Source organism: Dietzia sp. 2505, from assembly GCF_040546785.1.
Classification (GTDB): Bacteria; Actinomycetota; Actinomycetes; order Mycobacteriales; family Mycobacteriaceae; genus Dietzia.
Genome location: NZ_JBEPON010000003.1, coordinates 40,423 through 62,899 on the forward strand (window position 1 = coordinate 40,423; position 22,477 = coordinate 62,899).

Here is a 22,477-nt window from a genome sequence, read left to right on the forward strand (position 1 = left end):
AGGAAATGTAGTTCGGGCGGGCGGGGTGCACATCCGGTCGGGATGTGGGATGGGTCTCACCGCGCCTTCCAGACCGGAGCCCGCTTCTCCGAGAACGCACGCGGGCCCTCCATGGCGTCCTCCGACGTCATGACGGTGATCATCTCCGTGTCACTGACCTTCCAGCGGTCGTCCTCCGCCGCGCGGGTCCCGTCGCTGATCCCCAGCGCGACGCGCTTGCTGGCCTGGACGGCCAACGGGGCGTTGGCGGCGATCACGCCGGCCAGCTCGAGCGCCGCGTCGAGGAGTTCGCCTGCGGGGACGACCCGGTTGATCAGATGCAGCTCCAGGGCGCGCTCTGCCGTGACCGGCTCGCCGGTGAGGATCATCTCCATCGCCACCCGGTGGGGCAGCTGGGCCGGCAGCCGGAACGCACCGCCCGCCGCCGCGATGAGACCCCGCCTGACCTCCGGCAGTCCGAAGATCGCGTGATCGGCGGCCACCACGAGATCGCACGCCAGCGCGATCTCGCAGCCCCCGCCCAGCGCGGTGCCGTTGACCGCGGCGATCACGGGCACGGAGACGTGATGCTGCATCATTCCCGCGAATCCCCACTGGCGGTTCTCGGCCGGGAAGATGTCCTCGCCCCGGGAGATCGCCTTGAGGTCCGCGCCCGCGCAGAACGACTGCTCTCCCGACCCGGTGAGTACGACCACCCGGATCTCCGGGTCCGTGTCCGCCTCGTGAAGGGCCCGGCCGAGCAGGGTGCTCACCTCGCCGTTGACGGCGTTGCGGGCCTCGGGGCGGTCGAGGGTGACGAGCAGGATGTGATCGCGGCGCTCGGTGCGGACGGCTGGTCGGGTCTCGGATGAGGTCATGCCCTCAGTCTCGCGCGGCCCACCGACCCCCGCGGGCGAAACGCCCACCTCCCCCGGTCTCGTGCGATGCGCGCGACTCTCCACCGAGCTCATGCAAGCGGGGGAGACGCGCTCACCCCTGCTGGGCAATCGCCCACACCTCGGATATATTTGATTTCAAATCTCGGCCGGGGCCCCTCGGTCGTTCGTGATCCCCGGAGATGAGGTGGCGGATATGGCCGCAACACGACTCGCGCAGCGTCCGCAGCTCTCCGAGGAGGTCGCGGACCACGTCCGGACCCGGATCATGAGCGGTGAGGTACGCCCCGGGGACTTCATCCGTCTGGACGAGACCGCGGCCGCTCTCGGGGTGAGCGTGACCCCGGTGCGCGAGGCCCTGCTGACCCTGCGCGGGGAGGGGCTGGTCGATCTGGTCCCGAGACGCGGCTACCTGGTCTCGCCGATGAGCAGGCAGGACGTCGAGGACATTTTCTGGCTGCAGGCACAGCTGTCCAAGCGGATCGTCGACCGTGCCATCACCCGGTTCGACGAGGCGGCCCTCGACCACCACGCCCGCCTGGTGGAGGACTTCGAGGCGGCGGCCGTGATGGGCGATCCGGACCGTGTGGTGAGCTCGCAGTACGCCATCCACCGCTCGATCAACCGGGCGTCGCGGTCGGACAAGCTCTCCCGATTCCTTAACAACGCGGCGCGCTACATGCCCTACCGGCTCTACGCCGAGGACCCCGGCTGGCGGTCCACCGCGCTCGAGGACAACAGGCGGATGCTCGACGCGCTGCGCACCGGCGACGTGGAAACGGCCCACGCCGTGGTCGACAGGGAGTACACCAACGGTGCCGACCTGCTCGTCGCGCATCTTCAGCGCGCCGGCGTGTGGGACGACGAGCGCGACGAGGATCGCGACGAGGACCGGGGCGATACCGCCCCGGCCTCCGCCATCTCCTCGCTGACGTGAGGGTCGGAAGTCACATCAGCGGCCGCCCGGTCCGCAGACGCCACTTCAGGTCCAGGAGCAGCACCCGGTAGGTGAGCGTCCGGACCGGGTACGGGAGCCGTCGGTTGGCCGCCGCGGTGACCGCCAGGAACCGCTCGAAGCGCCGCTGGTCCCGCGGGTCCCATGCCAGTCCCAGCGCGTCGCGGAACTCGCGGTGGAGGAATCCGGTCGTCACCCACTTGTTCAGGCGCCCGAACAGAAACGTCGTGGGCTGCGGCAGCATCCGGAGCTCCGTCAGACCCACCAGGTGCTCGCGTACCGAGTCGTCGAAACGGATCCGGGACTTGCCCTCGCGCCAGTAGTCGTCGAACTCCGCCCGCGTCGCCGGCCACTGGTCGGCGCGCACCTGGAGCGTCGTCCCCAGAGACGGGGCGGAGCGGTAGAAGGCCTCACGGTCGGACTCGGTCATGGGGCCGTTCAGCCACTCGAAGACGTCCTCGAATCCCACGTACAGACACGCGGCCACCCACATCTGCAGCTTCGGGTCCACGGCGCTGTACTTCACCGGGCTGTCGGGTGTCGAGTGCACCCGGCGGTGGATGCGGGTGACCTCCTCGCGATAGACCCGCTTGTCGTCGTCGCTGCCCAACGTGGCCACCGCCAGATACTGGAACGTCGTCCGGGCCCGCTTCAACGGCCGCTTGTAGACGTTGCCGGTGTCCACGCGGCTCTCGCGCACACCCCAACCCACCTCGGGCCAGGACAACTGCATGATGACGTTGGCGACCCCGCCGGCAGCACCGATCGAATCGAGGGCGTCGGGGAGGACGGGCGGTCGACGGCGCGGGGTGGGCGGGGCGGGATTACGGTGCAGTTCTGTGATCACGTGACGGTTCTCCTCGGGTATCGGTGACGTTCGGGCGGGCGGCGGTGACGGATCAGGCCAGTTCGGCGGAGTCGAGCAACCAGCGGTTTCCGTCGCGGACCAGGGTCACGACCATGCGGCTCGCGTCGACCCGGCCCTCGGGGACGGTGACGTTGGTGATCTCCTGGTCCAGGAAGACCAGCACCACGGCGCTATTGGTGTCCACGCTCTGGACCCCCGCGTGGGTGACGGTTCCGGTCGAGGTGCCCTGTCCGCTGGTGAGCAACTCGCGCAGCCCCTCGGACACCTCGCGATAGCGTTCGGCGAACTCGGGGGTGGCCTCCGCCACGACCGCCTCGATGTTGGCGTCCACGTCGGTGTGGTCGTAGGACGCGAGTTGCGCGACAAGACGGGTGGCGTCCTCGGTCGCGCTGCGCCGGAGCTCGTCCTCCCGGTGGTCCGACCACACGAGGTAGCCCAACCAGGCACACGCGGCCACCAGTGCCACCACGACCAGGGCGCCCACGATGAGCGCGGCGCTCCTCCGAGGGGGGATCGGTCCCTCCACGGGGTCGTCGTCGACCGTGGAGGCGTCCTCCCGGGCGTTGTCTTCCGGGGCGCTGTCTCCCTGGGCGTTGTCTTCCGGGGCGTTGTCTTCCGGGGAGGCCTCAGCCGCCATGTCGCAGTCCTTCCATCATCGTCGCCCAGTACGCGGCGATCTCCTTGCCGGTCGGGACGAGCAGGGGGTCGACGGCCATGTCCGGGCCGATCCTGGTGCCGGGTTCGGTCGCGCCCACCAGTCCCTCGTCGTTCGGTCGGGGAGCCGCCCGCGATCCCCGCTGCTCCAGGTCCTCGCCCGGCGGGCAGTACAACCGCAGGTTCGGCTCCCGCGGGGAGTGGTCCACGACGTCGCGGGGCTCGTACGGGTAGACGCACACCGGCCCCTGGGTGGCGACCAGTTGGAAGTCCGCGCGCCCGTTCCGCACGGTGCCAGCCAGGGCCCGCAGTCCCCGCTCGCCCTGCGTGAGGCCGGCCTCCCAGGCGGGTCCCCGATCGCGGAACACGGGTGTGACGACGAGGGTGTTGGCGAGCAGACCGGCGGCGTCCTCCCGGTTGGCGTCGAGGAGTTGCTGCGCGCGGATCATCGCGTCGGGTGAGCGGTCGAGGAGGTACACGAGCGTGTCCTCCCGGCGGGCCAGCTGGCCGGTGACGTCGCGGGCCGCCGAGGCCGAGCCGCTCAGGGGAGCCGGGCGGGCCGCCAGGGCGCGTACGGTCACGAGCCCGTCGCCGACGAGTCCGCGGAACGTGGGTGCCCGCTCGGACAACACCGCCGTGAGCAGCGCGGTGTCCTCGAGGATCGCGCCCAGCCGCGGCCCGTTGCCCTCGAGCGCGGTGGCCACGCTGTCCCCGAACGAGGCCAGTGACTCCGGGTCGAGCGCCCGAAGGGAGGTGTCGATGTCCGCGATGAGGTGCTCGATCGACGCGGGCTGCTCGTCCTCGGGTACCAGCAACTCACCACCTTCTCCCAGGTAGGGGCCGCCGCCGCTCGCCGGTCGGACATCGAGCCGGTTGTCTCCCAGGGCCGTGCTGGTCACCACCCGGGCGTGGGCGTTGACGGGGATCCGGGTGCCGTCGATGATCCTCAGGCGGAGCTGGACCCCGCCGACCCCGTCGAGCACGGCGTCCTGGACCTCGCCCACGTCTACTCCGCGGTAGGTCACGCGCACCCCGGGTCCGACGCCCCGCGCGTCCTCGACGTGGGCCACCACCCGGAAACCACTCGCCACGTCGGCGTCCTCCCCGATGTACCTGATGCCGTAGCCGATGGCCACCACCGAGATGAGGGCGAAGAGCAGGGCCTGCGTGACGATGTGCCGGTTCACCTCGCACCCCCCACGGGAGGTTGGGCGTCGGGGGGACCGGTGGCACCGGGCGGCAGAGGTCGGCCGGCGCGCGCCTCGCCGCCGGTGCCCAGGGCATCCAGCGACCCGGGGAGGTCGAGCGCGCCGTCGAACATCATGTGGTCCCCGCGGATCGCGACGTCGAAGTTCGTGACGAAGCGCTGCAGGGCGTCCAGGGTCGGGGCGACCTCGTCCCCGAAGCCCTCCATGTCCTCGAGCAGGACGGTCAGTGTGCGCAGTGACGGAGTCAGGCGCCCGTCCGTGGCCGAGGTGAACTGCTCGACCTGCACGGTCAGGGCTGTGGTGGTGTCCATGAGTGCGGTGATCGTCTCCCGACTGGCCGCCGCCTCCGAGACGAGGTCAGCGGACACCCGCATGCCGCGGTCGATGAGCTCGCGGCGACCGGCGAGCGAGGCGTTGACCCGGTCCAGGGCGAAGATCGTCCGGTCGATGTCGTCACGGTTCGCCTCGTACAGCTCCAGGGCGCGATCCCCACGTTCCCGGATTCGCCCGATCTCCTCACCGCGCCCGTCCAGGGCCACGGTGAGTTCCTCCATCACCGAGCCGAGCTGCGCGATCCCGCTCCCGTTGAGCAACAGGCCCAGCGAGGCGAGGCTGGACTCGAGATCCGGACCGACGCCGGTGTGCGCCCGTGGAACGAGCCCCGTGTCCTCGAGCAGCGCGCCGGTCCCGGGCACCCGGGGCGGGGTGAGCGCGATGAACGGGCTGCCGAGGGCGGTGGGAAGGCGGATCTCGGCGAACACGCCCGCCGGGACGCCGGAGTCGCCCTCCAGGCGGACACCGATCACGGCCTCGATGCCGTCGGTGCCGACACTGCGGACCCGGCCGACGAGGCGTCCGCCGTAGCGGACCTCCGCACCGGGAGCGAGCCGGTCGGCGCGCTCGAATCGCATCTCCACGTCCGCCGAACCCTCACCGGTGTCCATCCCCAGGGGAACGGACTGGAGTGCGAGTTGCGGGGTGTTCACGGCCACCATCGCCGCACCCCCGAGCAACACCACCCCGAGGAGGGCCACGAGTCCGCGCACCAGGTGCGGACGGGTTCTGGTCTCACGCATGGCGCTCACCCACCCCCCGCGACCCGGTCGAACGCCCCGAGGAGGCCGATCGGGTCACTCTGTTCGACCGGGAACATGAGCGGGTTGGTCAGGCCGGCGCCCGTGCACAGTGGGAGCGGCTCGCGTCGGCAGAGTTCGCGGCCACGGGCGAAGTGGGTGATGTTGGACGAGACGTTGAGGCGGATGCGCGCCCGGCCGTCGGGTCCGATCCCGGCCGCGAGGTTCTCCATCATCACCGGGTACAGATCCAGGAACTCGGCGAAGTCCGCACGGTGGCGGGCGTACAGCGCCGTCACCTCGCGGGTCGCCGCGGTCGTCGCGGTGATGTCGTCCCCGCGCGCGGCGACGATCGCGTCGAGCTCGTCGAGGATCACACGGAGGTCCTCCGCCGGGGCCGCCACGTCGATCTGGTCGTCCCGGAGCTGCCGGCCCAGGTCGTCGAGTCCCAGTACGAGGTCGCGCATGGTCTTGTCGCGACCGCCCGCCGCGTCCATCAGCACCGCGAGCTCGGTGACGATCGCGTCGAGATCCCGGGCCCGGTCCCCGCCCACCGCCGAGACCGTGGACAGGTCCCTGATGGCCCGGCTCAGCGTCTCCCCCCGGCCGTCGAGGGCCTCGGCGCCCCGGTCGAGACCCCGCGCCACCTCGTCGGCTCCGGGCGAGAACGCCGAGCTCAGGGTGTCCAGGCTGGAGACGAACTCGTCGAAGTCCAGGGGTGCCCGCGTCCGCTCGGCCGGGATCACCCCGTCGTCCGGGAACGTCGGACCGCCCACGTAGGCGGGGGTGAGCTCGACGAACCGGTCGGCGATGACGGCCGGGTTCATCACCACCGCGCCCACATCCGCGGGCAGCCGCGTGCCGGGATCCAGCGAGAGCTGCACCCGTGCGACGTCCCCCGTCGGTTCGACCTTCTCGACGATCCCCACCTCGACCCCCACGATCCGGACCTGCGAACCGACGTACACGCCCTCGGCGGAGGTGAACTCGGCCGTGATCACCTGGCGGCCGCCGTCTCCCCTGGCGCCGGAGAGCAGATAGGTCAGTGCCAGGACGGCGGCGAGGGCGACGGCGAGGATCGCGACGACCCTGGCCCGGCTCACGCGTCTCAGTTGCATCCGTCCATCACCCCCAACGCGCAGAGCGCCGAATCCGGGATCGGGCCGGTCGGTGTGGCGACGTCCGTCCACGGGCCGTTACCGGTCGCGTCCGTGACCGCGCGGAGTCCGGGTGGCATCCGGGTGAGCACCTCGTCCATCGCGTCGATGTTCCGTTGGTAGGTCGCGCTGATCGAGCGCATGTTTCTCAGCAACCGGTCCACGTCCTCGGCCTCCTCGTCGAGCAGCACCCGCACCCGGGTCGCGAGCTCCTCCAGGGACGACACGAGCGAACTGAGCGCCTCACGACGCTGGGTGAGCACGGTGACCAGGACGAGTGACTGGTCGGTGAGCGCCCGGATACTCGCCTCCTGCGAGACGAGGACCCCGGTCAGTTCACGGGTCGTGGTGACCACGCCGGACATCCGCGCGTCCTCGCGGGCGAGGAGACCCAGGGCCGCGGAGACGTCGTCGATCGACTGTCCGGTGGCCTCGGCGTCCTGCGGCAGGATGCTGTCCAGGCTGTCGATCATCGCGCTGACGGCCCTCGTGTCGAGTCCCTCGGCCAGGTCCGTGACCGCTCCCCCGATGTCGTCGATCATGTAGGGCGACGTGGTGCGCTCCACCCCGATCCGCTGTCGCGGGCCCAGGTCCCCGCCGCCCGCCGGCGTGACCTCGAGGAACCTGTTGCCGAGAATCGACTTTAGACCGATCGTGGCGGTGCTCGCCTCACCCAGGTGCTGGCCCCGGTCGAGCCGGAACCCCACCACCGCGAGCCCGTCCTCCAACGTCAGGGAGTCCACGCGGCCACTGGGCACGCCGGCCACCAGGACCGGGTCCCCCGTCCGGAGTCCCCCGGCGTTGGCGAACTCGGCCGCGTAGTGGTCGGTGCGCAGGACGTACCACAGACGGGGAAGGGCCATGCTCGCCGCGAAGACCGCGATGACCAGCAGGATCGACGCGGCTCCCACGAAGACGGTGTTGCCGCGACGGGCGTGCCTCGGGTCGCGGACGAGGTCGATCAGACTCTCCCTCATCATCGTGATCGGACTCATCTGCACGCCCCCGAGTTCCGGTAGCCGAACAGGCTGGTCTCCCAGTCATCCCACTTGACCGTGAAGTTGCACATGTAGAGGGCCAGGAAGCCACCCTTCTGGGCCTGGGCGTTGACCTCCCGGGCGAACAGCGGCGCCTTGCCCATGGCGGTGTCGAACGCCGGGGTGTTGGGGATCCACCCGTCGGTCGTGTGACGGGCGGAGTCCACGCTCGCGCGGAGATCCGGCTCGGTCTCGCGGAGCATCGAGGCCAGTGTCGCGGTGGCCGAGTCCCCGCGCTCGATGAGCAGCGCGAGGTCGTTCCCGCCACCGTCCGCGAGCGCCCCGGAGACGGTGTCGAGTCCCCTGACCAGCCGCTGGAGGTCCTCCTCCCGGTCGGTGAGCGTGGTGTTGAGCGCCACGATGTTGTCCGCGAGCCGGGCGTATACGTCCTGTCTGCCGACGATGTCCCGGCTCAGCAGCGCCAGGCGGGCGAGCAGGACGTCCATGGCACCCGGTTCGCCCTGGAACGCGGCGACCACGGTGCGCGAGAGGGTGTTGACCTCCTCCGGCCGCACCGCCTCGAACAGCGGCTTGAACCCGTTGACGAGCGCGGTGAGGTCCACGGGATCGGTGGTGGCCTCCAGCGGGATACGCGTGCCCTCCGGCAGGGGATCGGGGCCCCCGACGGCCGGTCCGCCGTCCTGTGGGGGATCGAGGGAGAGATAGCGGATGCCCAGCATGTCCCCGTAGCGGACCGACGCGCGCGCGCCCCTCGCGACCGGCGTCGAGCGCTCGACCTCGAAGTCGACGACGGCGATCGTCCGGCCCAGGGGTCCGACCGCCCGCTCGACGCCGAGCACCCTGCCCACGCGGACGCCGGCGACCGTGACCTCGGAGCCCGGGCCGAGCCCGCCGACGTCGGTGAACTCGGCGCCGTACGCCCGTGCCCCCCAGCCGATCGGCACCCGGAGCGTGTTGACCACCAGCACCGTGCACAGGACCCCGACCAGGCAGTAGACGAAGAGTCCCAGGGCCGGTCGCAGACCGCGATGACTCGTCATCGGATCGTCACCTCGGTGCCCCGCACGAGCGGACCGAGCATGGTCCACGCGGCGGCGTCGGGCGCGGCCGCGGGATCGGCCGGGGGCGGCACGGGCGACCCGGGTTCGGACGCGGCGGCCGCCTGGAGTTCCCTGATCAGGTCCCGTTCGGATGCGGCCGCCACCGTGCGGCCCGGCCCGCGACCGGCGCCGCGATCGGGGGACGCGGCACCCGAACACGTCGACCCGGCCAGGTCCGGGTAGCGGGGGCAGTCCTCGGGTCCGTACGGCATGGGGTCGGAGAACGAGGGGACCGCGGTGATGGTGAACCGGCCGGTGGAGAACGCCGCCTCCCCGGCCTCCCCCATGGGGCGCATGGCGTAGAGGGTCCGGATGACCCCGTGCGGGTTCCGGGCGGTCCGGTCGAACACCACCCCGGTGTCGTCGACCAGTCGGATCGCGCCCGTCACGGTCCGGTCCGCCATGTGCGCTCCCGACCCGGTGACCGCCAGGCCCGCGTCGAGCAGCCGAGCGAGCGAATCGGGTCGGTCCACCACGATCTGCGAGAGCCGCGTCGCCTCCTGCAGGGTCTCGAGGATGACCGGGCCGGCCGCGGCCAGGTCCTCGGCGAGGTAGGCGATGGCGGAGGAGGCACCGGCGGTCTCCTCCCACGCGGGCGACAGGTGCTCGCCCGCTCGGTCCACGTCCCCGATGACCCTCCCCAGCATCTCGCCCCGGCCGTCGAGGGCCCGATCGAGTGCGGTGAGCGTGACCTGCAGACGTCCGGGCTCGATGGAGACCAGCAGGTCGCTCGCGCGGGTGAACACGTCGTAGAGGAGCACGGCCTCCTCGGAGCGGTCGGCGGTCAGCACGTCACCGCTGTCCAGCCCTCCGGCGGTGCGCGTCGTCCCCGGCTCGCCCGGGGTCACCAGGTCCAGTCGCACGTCCCCGAACAGAGTCCGCGGGACCGCACGGACGACGACGTCGGAGGGGATGCGCTCGGCGTGCTCCGGGGCGATCAACATCTCTATCCTGGTGCCGGGTTCGTCGTCGTCGCCCGAGACGTCGCCCAGGGACGACCGCACGTCACCCACCTTCACCCCGAGATGATGGACGGGGGCGTGGACCGGGACCCGACCCGCCTCCGACGGCAGCACCGCCGTCACCGTCGCCCCCGTGTCGAGGGCTCCCGCACCGCGGGCGATGAGGACGCCCGCGAGCGCCACGGCCACGACGCTCGCGACCAGCCCGCGGACCGCCAGCGTCCGCTCGGGTGTCGGTCCCGCCACACGCCGCCTCACGTGATCCCCAACGCCGGGACCTCGGGCACCAGGCCCCAGAGGGCGAAGGTGAGCACGATGTCGATGAACCCGATGAGCAGGATGCTGGTCCGCAGCGCACGGCCTGCGGCCCGCCCGACACCCTCGGGGCCGCCCGTCGCGTGGTACCCGTAGCTGCAGTGCACGAGCACGATCACCAGGGCGAACACCACGGCTTTGATCAGCGAGTAGAGGACGTCCTCGGGCCCCAGGGTGATGTGGAAGAAGTAGTCGTAGGTGCCCGCCGAGCCGCCGTTGACGTGCACCACCACGACCCGCGTGGCGATGTAGGTCGCCACCAGCCCGACGGCGTACAGCGGCACGATGCAGATCATCGTGGCGATGACCCGGGTCCCTGCCAGATAGGGGACAGTGGGTACGGACATCGCGTCGAGGGCGTCGATCTCGTCCGAGATCCGCATCGAGCCCAGTCGGGCGGTGAAGCCGGTGCCCACCTTGGCGGCCAGCGCGATGGAGGCCACGACGGGCGCGAGTTCGCGCGTGTTGGCCATCGCCGAGAGCATCCCGGACAGGCTCGTCATGCCGATCAGATCGAGCCCGCGGTAGGTCTCGACGCCCACCATGATCGCCGCGACCGCCGACATCGCCAGCACGATCCCGATGGTCCCGCCGCCGGCGATCAACGAGTTGGAGCCGAAGCCCACGTCGACGACCTCTTTGACGACCTGCTTGCGGTACCGCACCAGCGCGGTGGGCAGCGTGAGGATCACCCGACCGGCGAAGCTCACGTGGCGGCCGACCTCCGCCATCCCCGACGAGGCCCGTGCCAGGACCGCGGCGGGCCGGGACGCCCGGACCTTCTGCACGGCGCTGGTGTCGGTCACCCGGAGCGAGGTCATGTCAGTACTTCCCGACCGACGGCACGACGAGCCCGTAGACCGCCGACAGGACGGTGTTGATCACGAACACGGTGACGAAGGCCAGGACCACCGTCTCGTTGACCGCGTCCGCGACACCGCTCGACCCGCCGCTGGCGTGCAGTCCCTTGAACGTCGCGATCAGGGCCGAGACCACCGCGAACGCGACCGACTTGGCCATCGCCATCCACAGGTCGGACGGGCGGCCGTACGCGCTGAGCGTGGACAGGAACGCCCCGGCCGATTCGCCCTGGCCGTACACCTGATAGATCAGACACGCGGTCACACCCATCGCGGTGACCAGGGCGCACAACACCACCGAGACCAGCACGGTCGCGATGACGCGGGGCACCACGAGTCGCTCGATCACGTCGAGCCCCATGACCTCCATGGCCTCGACCTCCTCGCGGATGGTGCGGGATCCCAGGTCAGCGCAGATGGCCGAGCCTCCCACCCCGGCCAGCATGAGCGCGCAGACCAGCGCCGACGCCTGCCCCACCACGACAAAGGCCACCACGGCGCCCGCGTAGCCGGCCGCCCCCAGTCGGCCCGCCAACTCCCCCACCGACACGGCGACGAGCACGCCGACCGGCAGCATCAGCAGCAGCGCCGGCACCGAGCACACCCGGGCGACGAACAGGGCCTGGTCGCGGGTCTCGGCGAGCGAGAGCCGCCCCGTGGCGACCGTGCGCACGCAGCTCAGCAGGGTGAACACCGAGTAGCCGACCAGCGATCCGACCTGTCCCGCCAGATCGACCACCGGGCCGCGGCCCGCGGGGAGTTGGAAGACCATGTCAGTGGTGTCCGGGTTCCGAAGTCGCCTCGGCCGCCGGGTCAGACACCCGTGGAGCCGTGCTCCGAACGGAGCGCGCCCTTGACCACCTTGCCGCTGGCGTTGCGCGGCAACTCCTCCACGTGCACGAGGTGCTTGGGCAATTTGAAGCCGGCCAGCTTGTCGCGCAGCCACCCGGTCAGCTCGTCGAGGGTGATGTCCGCGCGGCCCTCCTCCTCGTGCTGCGCGACCACCGCGACGGGCACCTCGCCCCAGGTGTCGTCCTTGCGGCCGATCACCGCGACCTCACGGATCCGGGGGTGGCCGGCGATGACGTTCTCCACCTCGGCGCAGTAGATGTTCTCGCCGCCGGAGATGATCATGTCCTTCTTGCGGTCCACGACGTAGACGAAGCCCTCGTCGTCCATCCGGACCAGGTCACCGGAGTGGAACCAGCCGCCCTCGAAGGCCTCCGCGGTCTCCGCGGGCTTGTTCCAGTACCCCGACATCGTGGTGGGTCCGCGATAGACGATCTCTCCCACCTCGCCGGGACCGACCGGCTCCCCGAACGCGTCGATCACACGGGCCTGCAGGGTGGGGATGACCTTGCCGACCGACCCGAGCTTGCGGATCGCGTCGTCACCGTCGAGCGCACAGGTGATGGGGCTCATCTCGGTCTGGCCGAACACCGCGCAGTTGAGGGCGTCCGGGAACGTCTCGGACATGGCGCGCAGGATCGTATCCGTCGACGGGGCCGCACCCCACGAGATGTTGCGCAGCACCAGCTTCCGCGGGCGGGCCTTCTGCTCGGCGCAGACGGCCTGCCACTGCACGGGAACGAGGAAGACGCTGGTGATCTGCTCCGACTCGAGGGTGTCGAGGAGGGCGGACGGGTCGAAGGCCTGCAGTGGATGGACCACCGTGACCCCGCCGAGCTGGAGGCTCGGCGCGATCGAGCCGAGCGCTGCGATGTGGAACATCGGGGCCGCGCACAGTGCGCGCCCCTCCTCATCGAAGAGCCGGAAGACCCGGATGCAGGTCAGGGACTGGGCGGTGAGGTTCTCGTAGGAGAGCATCGCGCCCTTGGGCCGACCGGTGGTGCCCGAGGTGTACATGATGAGGGCCGTCGAGTCCTCCGGGACGTCGACCGGCTGATGGGGCTGGCCCTCCTCGGCGAGCGCGTCGGCGTAGGTGGTCTGGTCCTCGGCGCCGGGCTCGCCGCCGATGACGATGTGATCTCCCGGCTCCTCACCCTGGGCACGGATCGCCCCGACGAGCGGGGCGAGCAGGGCGTCGGTGACGACGACCTTCGGCGCACAGTCACTCACCAGGTAGGCCAGCTCGGCCGGGGTGAGGCGGAAGTTCACCGGCACCGCGATGGCACCCAACTCGTTGATGCCGAGCACCGCCTCGACGAACTCCGGGTTGTTGAGGGTGATCAGCATGACCCGGTCACCTTTGGCGACCCCACGACGGGCCAGCGCATCGGCGAAGAGACCGCTGCGCTCGTGTAGTTGCGACCAGGTGGTGGTCTGGCCGAGGTAGCGCAGCGCCTCGCCGTCGGGGTTCATCTCGGCGTGGGTGGCCACCCACGTGTTCCAGTGGTTGCGACGGGCGGCGTGGAGTTCCGCGACTGGGTCCATGGCGGCGGTGGTCATGATTCGGCCTTTCGTGGGCGGTGAGGGTGGAGAACCAGGTCAGGAGAAGTCGGGGCGTCTTTTCTCGAGAATCGAGGCGACCCCTTCGGCGAAGTCGTCGGACACCAGGAGCTCGCACTGTCCCTCGTGCTCGCGGGCCAGCGCGGCGTCCAGCTCGGCGAGCGTGGCGCCGGTGACGGCGCGCTTGGTCAGTTCCAGTGCGCGGCGCGGGCCCCGGGCCAGCCGACGCGCCAGCTTGGCGGCAGCGGGGCGCAGGTCCGCGGCGGCCAGGACGTCGAGGGCCAGACCGACCTGCTGGGCTTCCGCGGCCGCCACGGCGTCCCCGCGCAGCAGCATCCGCGAGGCGACCGAGCGGCCGACCGCCGCGGGCAGGAGCACGCTGGCGCCGCCGTCCGGCATGAGCCCGATGTTGGTGAACGCGAACAGCAGGTACGCGTCGTCGGCCATGAGAACGAGGTCGGAGGCCAGGGCCAGCGAGACGCCCACCCCCGCCGCCGGACCGTTGACCGCGGCGATCACCGGAACCGGGGCGCTCAGCACCGCGCGGACCAGAGCCGCGGCATTGTCCATGGTGACGTCGGGACTCGGAGCGTCGTCGGCTCCCTCCCTGATGGCCTGCAGGTCCGCCCCGGTGGTGAACGCCCCGCCCTCCCCGGCGAGCACGATGACACGGGTCCCCGGATCCGCACCGTGCTGGGTGATGAGCCCGATCAGCGCGCCGACCGTGTGGTGGTCGAGGGCGTTCATCCGGTCGGGTCGGTTGATGCTGATGGTCGTCACGCCGAGGTCGTCGGTCTCGACCTTGACGGCGTCGCGTCCGGTGGCGGTCATCGGACCGTCTCCGCGGCGGCGACCATGCCGGACAGGCGGTCGGTGATGATCGACTCGGCCTCGGCCATCATGCGATCGACCAGTTCGGCCGCGGTGGGCACGTCGTCGATCAGTCCCTGGCACTGGCCGGCGGACCAGATCCCCGCGTCCAGGTCGCCGTCCTCGAAGACCTTGCGGCCCCTGGCGCCGGCGACCAGGTGCTGGATGTCGGAGAACTCCGCGCCCTCGGCCTCCTTGGCCACCACCTCCGCCGAGATCGCGTTGGCGGCGACCCGGGCGGTGTTGTGGAGCGTGCGGAAGATGAGCGTGGTGTCGAGCTCGGAACTGGCGACGATCTGCTGCTTGACCGACTCCGCCACGGGCGACTCGGCCGTGCACATGAAGCGGGTGCCCATGTTGGCCCCGTCCGCCCCCAGGGCGAGCGCGGCCACGAGGCCGCGGGCGTCGGCGATGCCTCCGGACGCCAGCATCGGGATCGTCAGCCGGGCCGCCGCGGCGGGGATGAGCACCAGACCGGGTACGTCGTCCTCCCCCGGGTGTCCGGCGCACTCGAAGCCGTCGATGGAGACGGCGTCCACGCCGAGCTTCTCCGCCTTGATCGCGTGCCGCACGGAGGTGCACTTGTGGATCACCTTGACGCCCGCGGCGTGGAACACCGGCAGGTGTTCCTTGGGGTTGGATCCGGCGGTCTCGACGATCTTGACCCCGGACTCGACGATCGCCTCCCGGTATTCGGCGTACGGCGGCGGCGTGATGCTGGGGAGGATAGTGAGATTGACCCCGAACGGCTGATCGGTCATCTCCCGGCACCGGGCGATCTCGCGGACCAGGTCCTCGGGCGTCGGCTGGGTGAGCCCGGTGATGATGCCCAGCGCCCCGGCCTCGGACACGGCGGCGGCGAGTTCGGCGCGACCGACCCACATCATGCCGCCCTGGACGATGGGGTGGCGGACCCCGAACTCCTCGGTGAAACGGGTACGGATCACGGCTGGACCTCCTCGTAGGTGCCGCCGGAGGCGGCCTTGGACCGCAGGGACTCCGGCGGGGTGAATCGGTCCCCGTAGCGCTCGGCGAGTTCTTCGGCGCGTGCCACGAAGCCGGGCAGGCCGCCCGGGTACTGGTCCATGTAGCGGGCGACGCCGCCGGTCCAGCCCGGGAAGCCGATGCCGAGGATGGAGCCGACGTTGGCGTCGGTGGTGGTCTCCAGCACGCCCTCGTCCAGGCATTTGACGGTCTCGATCGCCTCCGCGAAGAGCATCCGGTCGATCGCGTCCTGCAGCGGTATCTCGGTGGCGGGGCCGAAGGCGTCGGTCAGCCCCGGCCAGAGCCCGGCCCGCTTACCGTCGGAGTACTCGTAGAACCCGGAACCGGTCGAGCGGCCCTTACGGTCGTACTCGTCGATCATGCGGTCGAGCACGGCGTTGCCCGGGTGGTCGGGCAGGTCGCGGCCCTCCGCCCTGGCGGCCTCGCGCGTCTCGTCGCGGATCTTGCGGGGCAGGGTCAACGTGAGCTCGTCCATGAGCGCGAGCACCGGGGCCGGGTACCCGGCCTGGGAGGACGCCTGCTCGATGGTGGGGGCGGGCACTCCCCCGGCGAGCATGGCCATGCCCTCGCTGGTGAAGGTCCCGATGACGCGGGAGGTGAAGAACCCGCGGGAGTCGTTGACAACGATCGGGGTCTTGCCGATCTGCGCGACCAGAGCCAGGGCGCGCCCGAGGGCGTCCTCCGAGGTCTCGGCGCCCTTGATGATCTCGACCAGCGGCATCTTGTCGACGGGCGAGAAGAAGTGCAGGCCGATGAAGTCGGCCGGCCGGTCCACGCCGCCCGCGAGCAGGGTGATGGGCAGGGTCGAGGTGTTGGAGCACAGCAGCGCATCCGGGGCGATGTGCGGGGCGATCTCGGCGAAGACCTGCGATTTGACCTCGGGGTCCTCGAACACGGCCTCGATGACGGCCTGCGCACCGGAGGCGGCCGCCGCGTCGGTGGTGGGGGTGATGCGCGACAGGAGCGCCTCCCCCTTGGCCTGCGCGGCGTCCCGGGCCTCGCCCTCGGCGGCGCGGGCGACGGTCTTGGCGACCAACTTCTCCGAATAGCCCTTGCCCCGTTCGGCTGCCGACTGGTCGATGTCCTTCAGGACGACCTCCATGCCCGCCTTGGCGCAGACGTAGGCGATCGCCGCGCCCATCATCCCGGCGCCCAGGACGACCACCTTGGTGATCGGCTCGCGCTCGGCGGACCCGTGTGCCCTGGCGAGGCCGTTGGCCTTCTGCAGGTCGAAGAAGAACGCCCGGATCATGTTCTTGGCGGTCTGGCCGGTGGCCAGACCGGCGAAGTAGCGGGCCTCGATCGTCGAGGCCGCGGCGAAGTCGACCCCGGCGCCCTCGACGGCCGCGGCCATGATGGCGACCGGCGCGGGGTAGGGCGCTCCCTTGAGCTGTTTGCGCAGCATCGCGGGGAACGCGGGGAGGGTGGCGGCGAGCGCGGGAGTCGACGGCGTCCCCCCGGGCATGCGGTAGCCCTTGCGGTCCCACGGCTGGGTCGCCGCCTCGGGGTCGTCGGTGGTGGCGGCGATCCACGCCTTCGCCGCGGGCACCAGGTCGTCGGGGCTCGCGACCAGCTCGTCGACGAGCCCGAGCTCGTGGGCCTTACCGGGTCGCAGGCGCTTGCCCTCGAGCAGCACCTCCATCAGCGCCGTGGCCACACCGAGCATGCGCACGGTGCGGACGATCCCGCCGCCACCGGGCAGCAGACCGAGGCTCACCTCGGGGAGGCCCAGCTGGATCGCGGGCGAGTCCACCACGATGCGGTGGTGGGTGGCCAGCGCGATCTCGAGGCCGCCGCCGAGCGCGGCCCCCGCGATGGCGGCCACGACGGGCTTGCCCAGGGTCTCCAGTCGCCGCAGTGGAGCCTTGGCCCGCTCGACGGTGGCCACGGCCAGGTCCGCTCCGTCAGCGGGGATCGACAGGATGTCGCCAAGGTCGCCGCCGGCGAAGAAGGTCTTCTTGGCGGAGGTCAGGATCACGCCGGTGATGTCGTCGGCCTCGGACTCGAGCCGGTCGACGGCCGCCTCCATGGACGCCAGGTAGTCGGCGTTCATGGTGTTGGCGCTCTGATTGGGGTCGTCCATGGTGAGGACGACGACGCCGTCGGAGTCGCGCTCGTAGGTGATGGTGTTGGTGAATTCGCTGCTCATTGGGGGTTTTCTCGTCCTTGTCAAGCTGGGGGCCGGGTCGTCTACAGGCGTTCGATGATGGTGGCGATGCCCATGCCGGCACCCACGCAGAGGGTTGCCAGGGCGTAGCGGGCGTCGCGGCGTTCCAGCTCGTCCAGGGCGGTGCCGAGGATCATCGCGCCGGTGGCGCCCAGTGGGTGCCCCATGGCGATCGCGCCGCCGTTGACGTTGATCTTCTCCATCGGCACGCCCAGGTCTCCTGCGAACTTCATCGGCACCGCGGCGAACGCCTCGTTGACCTCGAACAGGTCGATGTCGTCGATCGTCAGGCCCGCCTTGGCCAGTGCCTTGCGTGCGGCGGGGGTGGGGCCGGTGAGCATGATCGTGGGTTCGGACCCGACCACCGCCGCCGAGACGATCCTGGCGCGCGGCGCCAGGCCGTTTCGCGCGCCGGCCTCGGCGCTGCCGATGAGCATCGCGGTGGCGCCGTCGACGATGCCGGAGGAGTTGCCGGCGTGGTGGACGTGGTCGATCTTCTCCACCCAGTGGTACTTCTGCAGGGCCACGGCGTCGAAGCCGGCCTGCTCACCGAGAGCGGCGAAGGAGGGCTTCAGCCCGGCGAGGTCGTCGGCGGTGGTGCCTCGGCGGATGTGCTCGTCATGGTCGAGCACGACCCGACCGGCGGAGTCGACCACCGGGACGACCGATCCGGCGAACCGGCCGTCGTCCCAGGCGGCGGAGGCGAGCTCCTGGGAACGCTGCGCGAACTCGTCGACGTCCCGACGGGAGAAGCCCTCCATCGTGGCGATGAGGTCCGCGCCGATGCCCTGCGGGACGAACGAGGTGGAGTAGTTGACCCGGGGGTTCTGCGCCCAGGCGCCGCCGTCGGAACCCATCGGGACCCGCGACATCGACTCGACACCACCTGCGACGACGAGGTCCTCCCACCCCGCGCGGACCTTTTGCGCGGCCAGGTTCACCGCCTCGAGCCCGGAGGCACAGAAGCGGTTCTGCTGCACCCCGGCCACCGTCTCGGGCAGTCCCGCCGCGATCGCCGCGACCCGCGGCAGCACCGCGCCCTGCTCACCGACGGGGCCGACGATGCCCATGACGACGTCCTCGATCTGCGCGGGGTCGAGTCCGGCGTTGCGCTCGACGATCGAGCGCAGGACGCCGACGGCGAGGTCGATCGGGGCGACGCTGTACAGCGAACCGCTGGATTTGCCCCTACCGCGTGGCGTGCGCACCGCGTCGTAGATGTAGGCCTCGGGCACTGACATGGGTGGGTGGTCCCTTCCGTCCGAGCCGGTCCGTGACGACGGACTCGAGACACTCACATGGATTCGATCACATATATCTGTGAATTCGGGTTTACTATGTCCACTGTATCCGCTGTTGTCAAGATCACACCCCGATCCGCCCTCACGAGATCCGAGAGGCCATGACGTCGTCACCAGTACTGCCCACGAGGTTCCCGGACGCCCCGCCACCGGGGTCTCGACGTGCGGAGATCGCACTGGTCGCGGCCGAGGAGTTCACGCGGCGCGGGTACCACGCGACCCGCGTGGAGCACATCGCGGACCGACTCGCGGTGACCCCCGGTGCGCTGTATCGGTACGTCCCCGGCAAGTACGCGATGTTCCGGGACGCGGTCGCCACGCTCGTCGGGGAACTCGACGACGCCACATCCGGTTCCGACGACCTCGCGCACCTGGTCGCCTCGGTCACCCGGGCCACCCTGACCCACCGCTCCCGCGCTGCGCTGTACCGCTGGCAGATCCGCTATCTCACGCCGGAGGACCGGGCGGCGGTCGTGGCTGCCGACATCCGGATCCGCCAGCGGTTCTCCGACGCGATCCGCCGCGACGGCGCGGCGTCAGGCCCAGGGGCCGGTCCTGCCGCCCGGACCGGGACCCGGGGCGCGGCCGGCGCCATCCTCGCCTGCATCGCGTCGCTCGGCCACCACCGCATCGAGGTCACGGAAGCGGGCGCGGTGGCGCTGATGCAGTCGATCGCGGCGGACCTGGCCGGATCCACCCCGGGGGTCAGGTCGACGCCCACTCCACGAGCGGAGCACCCGCCCGCGCCCGGCCCCACGGCGCCGGGCCGGCTCCGTGGCGGGGCCGCCACCCGGGAGGGCGCGATCACCGCAGCCATAGCCCGGTTCCACTCCTCCGGCTACGACGAGGTGACGATGGAGGCGATCGGCGCCGATGTGGGCGTCGCCGCGTCGGCGTTGTACCGGCACTTCCCCGGGAAATCCGCCTTGCTCACCGCCGCCGTCGACCGGACCGCGACCCTGGTCTCCGAACTACTCGACCGCCACGCCGCCCTGCACGGCTCAGGGGACGATCCCGCCCGGGCCCTGGTCGACCTGCTCGACCAGTACGTCTCCATCTCCTTCTCCCACGGACCCGAGCTCATGCTCTACCACTCGGAACTCGGCACCCTCGACCCCGACGACAGGCGGCGGATCCGCCGGTCCCAACTGCAACAGCTAGAGCGCTGGGCCGGGCTGGTCCGCGAGGCGGCGCCGGCGGGGTCCGCCGTGGGCGACGCGACGGCCCGGATCCGGGTCCACGCCGCCCTCGCGGTGGTGCTGGACGGCGGGCAGGGCTCGGGCTTCCACCCCTCGGCCACCGCCCGACTCGGCGAACTCGCGGGGCTCACCCTGCTGTCCCACTGATACCCGCAGCCCTCATCGCCCGTGGCCGGCCGTCATCGCCTCAGGCCAGCGGGTCGACGGTCCCGCGGGAGTAGCGGGTGATCTGCCGACGGATGCGCCGGTAGCCGCGGGCCTCGAGTGCGGTGCGCAGCCTCGGGCTCACCGCGGCCGCCCCGTGGGTCACGAGGTTGGTCGGGAACACCAGGGCCGGGTACCACGGCACCGCGGGCCGCTGGCCCAACTCGCGCATCCCGGCGACGCCGTTGAGGTAGGTCGCGATGCTGCGGTGTCTGGCCGCGTCCAGGCGGCGACGGACCGGGGCGAACCGGGGGAAGTCGGTCAGTCCGTACGACGCCAGCAGCGACTCGGCGAGTACCGCCGAGTTGGCGTCGGGCGGCGGGGAGGTGCGCAGGAAGTGGTACATGTCCCGCAGGCCTCGACGCGGGCGGTCATGGAGGAAGTCGGAGTCCACGCCCATCACGTGACCGATCCAGCGCCACAGGTGCATGACGGCCCGCCCGTCGGCGCGTGAGTGCGGAATCCCCAGCACGAGAGTGCCCAACAGGAACGTCGCGGAGAACAGACCGTTGGTGGCGGCCATGTCCGCCTGGTTGATGGGCAGTCCCTTGGCCGAGGTGTTCCACCCCTGTGCGAGCATCGCGCGGTTGACCCGGGCGTGCATGAGCCGCACGTGCACGGTGGTCTCCCAGCCGGCACTTCCCGGGCGCCAGCCGTCAGGGGCGGCGACCGCGTGCCACCAGGCCATGGTCTCCGCGACCCGCGTGGCGGTCCCCTCCCCGGTCAGGCGACCGGTCGAGGTGAGGACCTCGGTCGTGGCGGCCGGCCGGTAGCCGCCGAGGAGAGCGAGATCACCCAGCACATCCTGCCCGGTCAGCCCGGCCCGCAGGCACACCCTGGCGCCGCGGTCGGCGAGGTCGTGGTCCAGCCATTCGGGGATCTCGGTGACGGACCTGACGAAGTCGCCCACCTCGGCCGGCTCCCCCGGGGGCGAGGACTCACCGGCCACCGCCGCCCCCAGCGCCTCGCGGACCCGCGCCATGGAGGTCTCACCCCTCTCGATCGCCTCCAGGACCGCGTCGGCACGCGGGTCACCGGCCATCAACGCCTCGGAGATCCGCGTGCGTTCAGCGGGCGTGGGGCCCGAGCGCACGTCCGCGAACGGCCGCAGCAGGCGTGCGGCCCGGCGCCCCCACCGCTCGTCGGCGGCGAAGCGGGCGGGAGCCCCGGGGGGCCTCGGCGGAGTTGAGGCGACGGTCACGCGTCGTCCTCTCCCCGTCCCTCCCCGCCGTCGTGCATCACCGGGCATCCCTCGATCCGGTCCCGCGGCTGGATGGGGCAGGCCCCCAGGTCCGCGGGTCGGTAGCCGTTCGGGTACCCCGGGTAGGTCCGGTTCTCGGTCGCGCTGGAACCCAACGCTCGGCGACGCACCGGGAGCCACCGGACGACTGCGGACCGGGCCCGCAGCGCGGCGTACGCGGCCTTGCGTCTGCCCGGCGGCTGCCACGGGAAGCCGAAGGCCCGGGTCATGTCGTCGTCCACGAGCGACAGGACGACCTTCCGGACCGCGGGGCGGACCGCCTCCGGGTACCAGGAGCACATGAGATCGAGCGTGTACGTACCGATGAGCTCGTTGTTCCGGTCGTAGCGGAAGGTGCGGGCCTCGTAGTCGTCACGCCACCGGCGGAACTCCCCGATGTCGTCCGGGATGTCGGCGATCTTCATCCGCTGGCCCACCCCGCGGTAGAAGTGGAACGCGGCGAGTCGCTCGTGGGGGTGCAGCCGCCGCCACCCGATCGCGTCGATCCACTCCAGCGGCTCGTAGATGAACGTCGACAACACGTACAGCATGTCGTCGTTCGTGATCTCGTACCGCGCGTGCTGGCGGTTGATCACCCGCAGCGCCTCTTTGCCGCGCGGCGAGTCGTACCCGTGCTCGACCAACTCCACCATCAGCAACGCCGTGTCGTCGTACCGCTTCTGGGGGTTGTCGCGGAACTGGCCGGCCTGCTCCAGGACCGCCGACACCGAGGGCACACAGTACGTGCGGTACAAGGCCAGCTCGAGTGCCCGCTGGTAGTCCCAGGGGAACTCGTACGACGTGGTGATGCGGTGGATCTCCGCCGCGTCGCCGACCGGGTCGAGGGACGCGATGAGATCCCGCCAGTACCAGCGGCCGGGCTTGAGGGGCAGCGTCGCCGTCAGCGGGTGGTCGACGGCGGCGTCGGCCACCAGTTCGGACGGGATCGGCCCGAACACCCCGGGGAGGGTGCGCCGTCCCGCGGCGGCGGAGCTCGTCGTCGTCGTCTCCCGGAGTTCCTCCGGCGTGCGTCTACTCGAGGCGGTGGCGGTCATCC

The 22,477-nt window shown here is 71.2% G+C and carries 20 protein-coding genes; 2 read left to right on the forward strand and 18 right to left on the reverse strand.

Annotation, left to right across the window (positions count from 1 at the left end; genetic code table 11):
- Positions 1 to 56 precede the first annotated feature (56 nt).
- Positions 57 to 857, reverse strand: coding sequence for a crotonase/enoyl-CoA hydratase family protein (locus tag ABIE38_RS07045; protein WP_354054859.1), 801 nt, complete (start codon positions 855 to 857; stop codon positions 57 to 59).
- A gap of 214 nt (positions 858 to 1,071) precedes the next feature.
- Here ABIE38_RS07045 and ABIE38_RS07050 point away from each other — a divergent pair, with 214 nt between their 5' ends.
- Complete coding sequence (locus ABIE38_RS07050; RefSeq protein WP_354054861.1) at positions 1,072 to 1,812, forward strand: GntR family transcriptional regulator; 741 nt, start codon at positions 1,072 to 1,074, stop codon at positions 1,810 to 1,812.
- Between the two features lie 10 nt (positions 1,813 to 1,822).
- Here ABIE38_RS07050 and ABIE38_RS07055 read toward each other — a convergent pair whose 3' ends face one another.
- From ABIE38_RS07055 to ABIE38_RS07125, 15 genes are read right to left on the reverse strand one after another with little or no spacing between them, the layout of a single operon-like run.
- A complete protein-coding gene (locus ABIE38_RS07055; RefSeq protein WP_354054863.1) occupies positions 1,823 to 2,677 on the reverse strand; it encodes an oxygenase MpaB family protein in 855 nt (284 codons plus the stop codon).
- A 52-nt stretch (positions 2,678 to 2,729) separates the two neighbouring features.
- Positions 2,730 to 3,335 carry an Rv1363c family protein gene (locus ABIE38_RS07060; RefSeq protein ID WP_354054865.1) on the reverse strand — a complete coding sequence of 202 codons (606 nt, stop codon included), beginning with the start codon at positions 3,333 to 3,335 and terminating at the stop codon, positions 2,730 to 2,732.
- Positions 3,325 to 4,539, reverse strand: coding sequence for an MlaD family protein (locus tag ABIE38_RS07065; RefSeq protein ID WP_354054867.1), 1,215 nt, complete (start codon positions 4,537 to 4,539; stop codon positions 3,325 to 3,327). Before ABIE38_RS07065 ends, ABIE38_RS07060 begins: the two co-directional genes overlap by 11 nt.
- Positions 4,536 to 5,636, reverse strand: a complete 1,101-nt coding sequence (locus ABIE38_RS07070) for an MlaD family protein (protein ID WP_354054869.1) — start codon at positions 5,634 to 5,636, stop codon at positions 4,536 to 4,538. The genes ABIE38_RS07065 and ABIE38_RS07070 overlap by 4 nt, the downstream gene beginning before the upstream one ends.
- Before the next feature lie 5 nt (positions 5,637 to 5,641).
- Positions 5,642 to 6,751: an MCE family protein gene (locus tag ABIE38_RS07075; RefSeq protein WP_354054871.1), complete on the reverse strand. Its 1,110-nt coding sequence runs from the start codon at positions 6,749 to 6,751 to the stop codon at positions 5,642 to 5,644.
- The gene (locus tag ABIE38_RS07080) at positions 6,742 to 7,767 is read right to left on the reverse strand and encodes an MCE family protein (protein WP_354054873.1); all 1,026 of its coding nucleotides are present in this window, start codon (positions 7,765 to 7,767) and stop codon (positions 6,742 to 6,744) included. The genes ABIE38_RS07075 and ABIE38_RS07080 overlap by 10 nt, the downstream gene beginning before the upstream one ends.
- A 14-nt stretch (positions 7,768 to 7,781) precedes the next feature.
- Positions 7,782 to 8,828 carry an MCE family protein gene (locus tag ABIE38_RS07085; RefSeq protein WP_354054875.1) on the reverse strand — a complete coding sequence of 349 codons (1,047 nt, stop codon included), beginning with the start codon at positions 8,826 to 8,828 and terminating at the stop codon, positions 7,782 to 7,784.
- Entirely contained in the window at positions 8,825 to 10,096 is a 1,272-nt protein-coding gene (locus tag ABIE38_RS07090; RefSeq protein ID WP_354054877.1) for an MlaD family protein, read from the reverse strand. Before ABIE38_RS07090 ends, ABIE38_RS07085 begins: the two co-directional genes overlap by 4 nt.
- 8 nt (positions 10,097 to 10,104) lie before the next feature.
- Positions 10,105 to 10,986, reverse strand: a complete 882-nt coding sequence (locus tag ABIE38_RS07095; protein ID WP_502914740.1) for an MlaE family ABC transporter permease — start codon at positions 10,984 to 10,986, stop codon at positions 10,105 to 10,107.
- 1 nt (position 10,987) lies between these two features.
- Complete coding sequence (locus ABIE38_RS07100; RefSeq protein WP_354054879.1) at positions 10,988 to 11,797, reverse strand: MlaE family ABC transporter permease; 810 nt, start codon at positions 11,795 to 11,797, stop codon at positions 10,988 to 10,990.
- Between the two features lie 41 nt (positions 11,798 to 11,838).
- Positions 11,839 to 13,434: a fatty-acid--CoA ligase FadD5 gene (gene fadD5 / locus ABIE38_RS07105; protein ID WP_354054881.1), complete on the reverse strand. Its 1,596-nt coding sequence runs from the start codon at positions 13,432 to 13,434 to the stop codon at positions 11,839 to 11,841.
- A 39-nt stretch (positions 13,435 to 13,473) separates the two neighbouring features.
- Positions 13,474 to 14,265: an enoyl-CoA hydratase-related protein gene (locus tag ABIE38_RS07110; RefSeq protein ID WP_354054883.1), complete on the reverse strand. Its 792-nt coding sequence runs from the start codon at positions 14,263 to 14,265 to the stop codon at positions 13,474 to 13,476.
- The gene (locus tag ABIE38_RS07115) at positions 14,262 to 15,248 is read right to left on the reverse strand and encodes an NAD(P)H-dependent flavin oxidoreductase (protein ID WP_354055548.1); all 987 of its coding nucleotides are present in this window, start codon (positions 15,246 to 15,248) and stop codon (positions 14,262 to 14,264) included. Before ABIE38_RS07115 ends, ABIE38_RS07110 begins: the two co-directional genes overlap by 4 nt.
- Complete coding sequence (locus tag ABIE38_RS07120; protein WP_354054885.1) at positions 15,248 to 17,458, reverse strand: 3-hydroxyacyl-CoA dehydrogenase NAD-binding domain-containing protein; 2,211 nt, start codon at positions 17,456 to 17,458, stop codon at positions 15,248 to 15,250. Before ABIE38_RS07120 ends, ABIE38_RS07115 begins: the two co-directional genes overlap by 1 nt.
- A gap of 41 nt (positions 17,459 to 17,499) precedes the next feature.
- Positions 17,500 to 18,717: an acetyl-CoA C-acetyltransferase gene (locus ABIE38_RS07125; RefSeq protein ID WP_354054887.1), complete on the reverse strand. Its 1,218-nt coding sequence runs from the start codon at positions 18,715 to 18,717 to the stop codon at positions 17,500 to 17,502.
- Between the two features lie 161 nt (positions 18,718 to 18,878).
- Here ABIE38_RS07125 and ABIE38_RS07130 point away from each other — a divergent pair, with 161 nt between their 5' ends.
- Entirely contained in the window at positions 18,879 to 20,123 is a 1,245-nt protein-coding gene (locus ABIE38_RS07130) for a TetR/AcrR family transcriptional regulator (RefSeq protein ID WP_354054889.1), read from the forward strand.
- Between the two features lie 40 nt (positions 20,124 to 20,163).
- On the opposite strand, the gene ABIE38_RS07135 is transcribed toward ABIE38_RS07130, so the two are convergent.
- Complete coding sequence (locus tag ABIE38_RS07135; protein WP_354054891.1) at positions 20,164 to 21,381, reverse strand: oxygenase MpaB family protein; 1,218 nt, start codon at positions 21,379 to 21,381, stop codon at positions 20,164 to 20,166.
- Positions 21,378 to 22,475 (reverse strand): oxygenase MpaB family protein, encoded by a 1,098-nt coding sequence (locus ABIE38_RS07140; RefSeq protein WP_354054893.1) that lies wholly within the window; start codon positions 22,473 to 22,475, stop codon positions 21,378 to 21,380. Before ABIE38_RS07140 ends, ABIE38_RS07135 begins: the two co-directional genes overlap by 4 nt.
- Between the last annotated feature and the right edge of the window lie 2 nt (positions 22,476 to 22,477).

Coding starts and splice junctions, on each gene's coding strand:
- ABIE38_RS07045 (WP_354054859.1), bottom strand. CDS start 857: ATGACCTCATCCGAGACCCGACCAGCCGTCCGCACCGAGCGCCGCGAT.
- ABIE38_RS07050 (WP_354054861.1), top strand. CDS start 1,072: ATGGCCGCAACACGACTCGCGCAGCGTCCGCAGCTCTCCGAGGAGGTC.
- ABIE38_RS07060 (WP_354054865.1), bottom strand. CDS start 3,335: ATGGCGGCTGAGGCCTCCCCGGAAGACAACGCCCCGGAAGACAACGCC.
- ABIE38_RS07070 (WP_354054869.1), bottom strand. CDS start 5,636: ATGCGTGAGACCAGAACCCGTCCGCACCTGGTGCGCGGACTCGTGGCC.
- ABIE38_RS07075 (WP_354054871.1), bottom strand. CDS start 6,751: ATGCAACTGAGACGCGTGAGCCGGGCCAGGGTCGTCGCGATCCTCGCC.
- ABIE38_RS07080 (WP_354054873.1), bottom strand. CDS start 7,767: ATGAGGGAGAGTCTGATCGACCTCGTCCGCGACCCGAGGCACGCCCGT.
- ABIE38_RS07085 (WP_354054875.1), bottom strand. CDS start 8,828: ATGACGAGTCATCGCGGTCTGCGACCGGCCCTGGGACTCTTCGTCTAC.
- ABIE38_RS07095 (WP_502914740.1), bottom strand. CDS start 10,986: ATGACCTCGCTCCGGGTGACCGACACCAGCGCCGTGCAGAAGGTCCGG.
- ABIE38_RS07100 (WP_354054879.1), bottom strand. CDS start 11,797: ATGGTCTTCCAACTCCCCGCGGGCCGCGGCCCGGTGGTCGATCTGGCG.
- fadD5 (WP_354054881.1), bottom strand. CDS start 13,434: ATGACCACCGCCGCCATGGACCCAGTCGCGGAACTCCACGCCGCCCGT.
- ABIE38_RS07110 (WP_354054883.1), bottom strand. CDS start 14,265: ATGACCGCCACCGGACGCGACGCCGTCAAGGTCGAGACCGACGACCTC.
- ABIE38_RS07120 (WP_354054885.1), bottom strand. CDS start 17,458: ATGAGCAGCGAATTCACCAACACCATCACCTACGAGCGCGACTCCGAC.
- ABIE38_RS07125 (WP_354054887.1), bottom strand. CDS start 18,717: ATGTCAGTGCCCGAGGCCTACATCTACGACGCGGTGCGCACGCCACGC.
- ABIE38_RS07130 (WP_354054889.1), top strand. CDS start 18,879: ATGACGTCGTCACCAGTACTGCCCACGAGGTTCCCGGACGCCCCGCCA.
- ABIE38_RS07140 (WP_354054893.1), bottom strand. CDS start 22,475: ATGACCGCCACCGCCTCGAGTAGACGCACGCCGGAGGAACTCCGGGAG.